1 pseudogene is annotated in these 828 nt (G+C 79.5%); it reads right to left on the reverse strand.

Features of this window, described 5'->3' with window-relative positions:
* Positions 1–828, reverse strand: a pseudogene (locus EAO70_RS36695) (phosphopeptide-binding protein); the annotation flags it as partial.

An 828-nucleotide genomic window follows, 5' to 3' on the forward strand; every position in this document is an offset into this window, starting at 1 on the left:
GCTTGGTGCTGGGGAGGTTGCGGGGGCGCCTGGTGCTGCTGCGGTGGAGGCGGCGCCTGGTGGTGCTGCGGAGGCTGCGGCGGGTGCCCCTGGTGCTGCTGCGGAGGCTGCGGTGCCTGATGCGACGGCGGCGAGAGGACCCAGTCGTCGTCCCCGCGCGGCTGCGGCGGCGCGGGCGCCGGCGGAGCCTGCGCCGGAGCGCCCGGGGGCGCGGCCGGCGTCTGGAGGTACGCCGGAGGCGCCGGCGGCTGCTGACCGGGAGGACCGAAGGGGTCACCCTGGCCGGGCGGACCGAACCGGTCGCCCTCGCCGGGCGGACCGAACCGGTCGCTCTGACCCGCCGGGCCGGGCGGCTGCTGCGCCGGCGGGCGCTGCGGCGGGGCCTGGTGGTGGGTGGGCTCGCCGCCCAGCGGCTCGGCCGGGCGGTTGACCTGCGAGGGCCGCGAACCCTGGTAGCCGAACGGGTCCTGGCCCGGCGGGGGCCCCTGCGGTCCCTGCGGCTCGGGCCGGCCCGGCGGCGTGGCCTGGAAGCCCGGCGGGAGGTTCAGACCGGGCGGGGGACCCGTCGGCCGCTGCGCCGACGGCACGTTCTGCGGGGCCACCGGGGTGTACGAGGTCGCGGTGTTCGTGAGGAAGTTCCAGCGGCACTCCTCGCAGAACGGCGCCATGTGCTCACGGGGCGTCCGGCACTGCGGGCAGAGCTCGGCCTGGGCCGTCGCGTTCGGGTCGCCACCGTGGCCGAAGCCGCCGGGAGCACCGGGCGCGTCATAGCCCCCCGGGTCGGCCGGGGGGCTCGCTCCGGCGGGGCCGGGGTACCCGTAGGCGGGG

Origin of the sequence: Streptomyces sp. adm13(2018), from assembly GCF_008042145.1 — a bacterium.
Classification (GTDB): domain Bacteria; phylum Actinomycetota; class Actinomycetes; order Streptomycetales; family Streptomycetaceae; genus Streptomyces.